Source organism: Rhizobium sp. P2_G2, from assembly GCF_056403555.1.
Genome location: NZ_JBFUFF010000217.1, coordinates 1 through 4,266, shown reverse-complemented (window position 1 = coordinate 4,266; position 4,266 = coordinate 1). Strand labels below are relative to the sequence as shown.

The 4,266-nt window shown below is 58.3% G+C and carries 5 protein-coding genes; 1 reads left to right on the top strand and 4 read right to left on the bottom strand.

From position 1 onward, the window contains the following. The 4 genes from AC1D06_RS42040 to AC1D06_RS42025 all read right to left on the bottom strand — a co-directional run. Positions 1-2,139, bottom strand: a 2,139-nt coding sequence (locus AC1D06_RS42040; protein ID WP_477991443.1) for a VirB4 family type IV secretion/conjugal transfer ATPase, incomplete at its 3' end; no start/stop codon positions are given. After that, positions 2,136-2,426 carry a VirB3 family type IV secretion system protein gene (locus AC1D06_RS42035; protein WP_477991442.1) on the bottom strand — a complete coding sequence of 97 codons (291 nt, stop codon included), beginning with the start codon at positions 2,424-2,426 and terminating at the stop codon, positions 2,136-2,138. The genes AC1D06_RS42035 and AC1D06_RS42040, both read right to left, overlap by 4 nt. Position 2,427: 1 nt before the next feature. Beyond that, on the bottom strand, positions 2,428-2,847 hold the full coding sequence (locus tag AC1D06_RS42030) for a TrbC/VirB2 family type IV secretion system protein (RefSeq protein ID WP_477991440.1): 420 nt from the start codon (positions 2,845-2,847) through the stop codon (positions 2,428-2,430). Positions 2,848-2,965: 118 nt separating this feature from the next. After that, positions 2,966-3,535: a lytic transglycosylase domain-containing protein gene (locus AC1D06_RS42025; RefSeq protein WP_477991438.1), complete on the bottom strand. Its 570-nt coding sequence runs from the start codon at positions 3,533-3,535 to the stop codon at positions 2,966-2,968. 48 nt (positions 3,536-3,583) lie between these two features. On the opposite strand from AC1D06_RS42025, the gene AC1D06_RS42020 reads away from it, so the two are divergent. After that, entirely contained in the window at positions 3,584-4,243 is a 660-nt protein-coding gene (locus tag AC1D06_RS42020) for a hypothetical protein (RefSeq protein ID WP_477991436.1), read from the top strand. Positions 4,244-4,266 lie beyond the last annotated feature (23 nt).

Sequence of the window (4,266 nt, the reverse complement as noted above, 5' to 3'; positions counted from 1 at the left end):
TTCTTCGTCGGCGGCGGCGTTTGGAAAGAAGATATTGGTCGAGGTCTGCTCGATGATCGTGTTCCGTAAGTCCGAACGCACGACATCGGCCGCTGACTGGGTCCCGAACCCGACAATGCCATTCATTTTTCGGATGGTTTTCAGCCAATCCTTGATGAAGCCGGCGAACACCTCGTCGTCGAGCAGGCGCCAACCTTCGTCGAGAAAAATCATCGAAGGACGGCCGTCCAAAATCTCTTCGATGCGGTAGAACATGTAGAGCAGTGCTGCCGTGCGCGTCCGCTTGTCGGACAGCACGTCGGTCATGTCGAAACCGATCACCGAGCCCGAGAAATCGAGTAGGTCTGCGTTATTGTTGAAAAGCCACCCCTTGTCGCCGGAGGTCCATTCCTTCAGCCGGTCGGCAAGATCGCCGATACCCGACTTGAGCCGCCCCTTCATCGCCTCACCGAGCATAGCAAGCCGGCGCTGTCGGGGTGCAAAGTCGCTATAGATGCTATCAACTGCATCAGAGATGACCGCCATCTCTTCCGCGTTGAGGATGCGATCCGCAGGTGTCAGGAGATATGCGACCAGCGTTTTGCCAAAGGTCCGGTTCGCAGGCGTGTCCGGCAATTGAAGCGGTGCGAAGCCGGTTGGCTCGCCAGGCGACAATCGTTCATACCGCCCGCCCATGGCGCGCACAAAAATCTCGCCGCCGCGGTCTTTGTCGATGAATACGCAGCGGGGCCGTGGCTCGACCCGCATGCCCTGGGCGAGCAGGAATGACAAGGCTACAGTCTTTCCCGACCCGGTCGGGCCGATGACCGTGAAGTTGCCGACATCATCCTCGTGGAAATTGAAGAAATAAGCCGTTTGGCTGGTGGTTTCGAGAAGCGAGATCGGCAGCTTCCAATGAAGCTTTTGCGTCTGGCCTGAGGGAAAATTATGGGCGGAGAACAGTCCGGCAAAATTCACCGAGGAGATCAAACCCTGGCGAGCGATGTAGGCAAAGTTCGCCGGTAGCTGYGCCCACCAGGCAGCCTCGAGATTGAGGTCTTCGCGGACCGCAACGACGCCCATACGTGCCAACTCGGCAGTAACATCGGCGATAGCGCGATTGAGCCGAGAGACGTCCGGCGCGAGCACCGCGACGGTCATATGATGCTTTCCAAATATGACATCGCCGGAGGCGAGCCGATCACGCGCGGTTTCAATGTCGTCCTCGACCGCGGTCCCCCCATCGTCGGAATTGGCAATCTGGCGTGAAATGGTCGAAATCGCTTCGGTGACTGTGGTTCGATCTTCGGGGGCAAAGGAATGCGTGACGATCAGCTCATAGGGCAGCCGCAGGAGCCCATCGAGCTGCCCTGGTGTCGTCATCGGCGGATACTCCTTGATCGACACCATCGCCGCGAGCTTCGAGGCCGCGCCATCTGCCGACCAGATCTCCATGGCCTTCCGGCCAAACATGATGCGACCTGTTCCGACATAGTCTGCGAGCGACATGCGCGGGAGCGGCATTGACCGATCGTCGCCGGCCGCCAGAATTTTCGCGAAAAATTCCGCCGGTTCTGAGAAGATTGCGCCGTCCCGCTCGACGCAAGTCAGCACCTCTGGCCGGTATGAGCGGAAATCGCCGACAATCCCCGAGACCATGTCGTTCAAGTCGCGAACGTCATCCGAACGTGCTTCCCATTCGTTGTCGGCCACACGGAGCCAATCAAACATTCGATCGACCTTGCCCGCACGGCCAGTCATGGGGCGGCGAATGACGCTCAGATAGAGCTCGTTGACGAACATCGTCCTGCTCTGAAGACCGCCGACGTAGCGGGCATTGAGCTCGTCGGCAAAGGGGTTGTCGAACTCGCCGGCGATCATGGGAATGATACGCCGGCGAATGATCGTTGCGTAAAGTGCGAAGCGAGACGAACCCAGCGCACGCACGGTCATGTTGCGGTTGGCCAGGCGAGCATTGATTTCCGCCTGATCCATCGTTTGGTAGGGCAGTCCGGAAAGCCTGACGACCTGGATGAGCATTCCGGTCTTCGTGATGACGGTCCGCTCGTCAACGTGGCGCAGGAAGGGGACATGGGTCGCGATATTCATCTCCCGCGCGCGCTCCCGGCCGAATTTGAGATCCCGATCGACGATGTTCATGGGCTGTAGCTCCCCGTCCTCCAAAAGCGTTTGTTGCGGATTGCCCGTCGCATCGACAGAAAAACCTGTGCGACGCGGACGATGTGGATGTCCCGCTGGCAGAGGTAGAGGCCGATAAAGTGGATAGGCAAAACCACCAGCGGCGCCAGGAAATTGCTGGTCGCAATGAAAAGGACGATCCCGGTGAGGCCGTTGACCACGAACACGATGATGTCGACCCCGAAGTACATCGGTGGCCGCGTCAGGGGCAGGATCAGCGGCTCGACATCGGGAGCGTCATCGACCATCTCACGTGCCCCCGGCCGACGACTTCATGGCATCAACGAGTTCGGCAGCCCCGAAGATGATGCCGATGCCGATCACGATCGAAAACGCCATCTGCCAGGCCATTCTCCCCGTCAGGAACAGGAAGCCGAGAAAGCAGACGGCGATGATGGCGACGGAGCGGGCCACATTGCCCTGCAGCACACCAACGAACCAGTCGAGAATTCCCTCGACGGGCGCGGCTGATTGCGCATGCGCGAGCTCGGGAACGAGAACGATCGCGCCGGCGCTTGCAAGGATTGGAACGATGCTCCGAAACGCCTTCGACGGAGCAGGTTTTTGGGAAAATTGATGAAGCGCGTGGCGCACGGCCACTGCGCGCATCATATTTTCGGCAATAGAAATGAGCTGACGCGGTAGACGCGCCTTGGGGGAAACCGGCATGGTTTCAGTCCTCGACTGTTTCTGGGTTGGATTTGAAGCTAGAGCCGGGACTCTTGTGAATTCCGGACCGCTCCTTGCGGGTGAAATTTAGGCTGCGCTTGCCGCCTCCATTAGCAGTTCATTCGGCGTTCCAGACATGGGCATCCCGCCAACGTGTGGATGAGGTGGCCTTGGCGATCGTCACCTCTTCCTTTGAGATAGTAGGATCGCCTCTTTTGAGTTTCGCTTCGGTTGCCTTGGTACGAAGCTTCCACCGGTTCATCACCTTGACGATGTATTTCGCCGTCTCGGGAAATTCCGGTATGCCGCCCTTCTGATAGATCCGTTCAGGTCCGGCGTTATACGCAGCTAGCATCAAGAGCGGGTCGTCGAATTCATCGTAAAGGTGCTTCAGATAGCGGATGCCAGCGCGAATGTTGGCCTGGTAATCGCATCGATCGGTAACGCCGTAGTCGGATGCGGTTTCGGGCATCAGCTGCATAATGCCGACAGCGCCAGCATCCGAGACCTGGTTTTGACCCGAAGCGCTTTCGACCTCCGCGACAGCCAGTGCCAGGTTTGCGTCGAGACCCTCCGCCTTCGCGATGGTCRACACAGCTGCGAGTACGTTGCTGCGGTCAAGTGGTTCGCATGCGTTGGCGGCGCCATGGGCGATGCTTAAAATGATAGCCAGGGGCAGTGCTCTCATGCAGTCCGCTCTCTGTTGTGTCGCGTCGAATAATCATTATAATTATTTATGACCTATCGCTGTGTCAATGCAGGAGTGACTTCTATGTGTAGGAAAATCCAGGTCGCATTTCTTATGCCCGTTTTGATTGCCGCAAACTCGGTGATCGCAGCTGAGCCAATTGAGCCGCCGAATGCCTTCTCGGACCCCTCCCCCGCCTATCTGCGATCCTTTGCCAGCAACACCGACCGGATGTTCGTATTGGAAAGATTCGATGCGGCCGGCGGCCTGGTCTCGCGGGAGATCGAGGTTGCCAATGCGTCGATCATGATCGGGGGCGCCACGCAACGAACAATTGCCGGGCATGAGATAAGCCTTCGTGGATTGCGGCCGTGTCCCGATGACGTGGTGAACTATAACGGGACGGAGAAATGGGAGTGCGAGAAAGCCGCGGCCGACTATGCGGGCGCGATCTACAATCAGCGAGCCAACGTGATCTTGTGCAAGACGCTTGTTCTCGATCCCAAGCAGAAAGCATCGATCCCGGCATCCTGCTTTGCGCTGGTTGGTGGCAATAATGAGCCGTTTCGTGTCGCCAACGACGACGACGCCATGGTGTTTCTCGGCTTGGCGGAGATCGAGCAGACCGATGACGGACTCTCACGCCGCCCGGATCTCGAGCACACGCAATCCCTGAGCAAAGGCACGGAGCATCAAGATGCGCAGTAGCCTCGGTGTACTTCTCTTCGGCT

What these genes read in the sequence shown, in the direction of transcription:
- AC1D06_RS42035 (WP_477991442.1), bottom strand. Translation starts at nt 2,426, where the DNA reads ATGGTCGATGACGCTCCCGATGTCGAGCCGCTGATCCTGCCCCTGACG.
- AC1D06_RS42020 (WP_477991436.1), top strand. Translation starts at nt 3,584, where the DNA reads ATGACCTATCGCTGTGTCAATGCAGGAGTGACTTCTATGTGTAGGAAA.
- AC1D06_RS42030 (WP_477991440.1), bottom strand. Translation starts at nt 2,847, where the DNA reads ATGCCGGTTTCCCCCAAGGCGCGTCTACCGCGTCAGCTCATTTCTATT.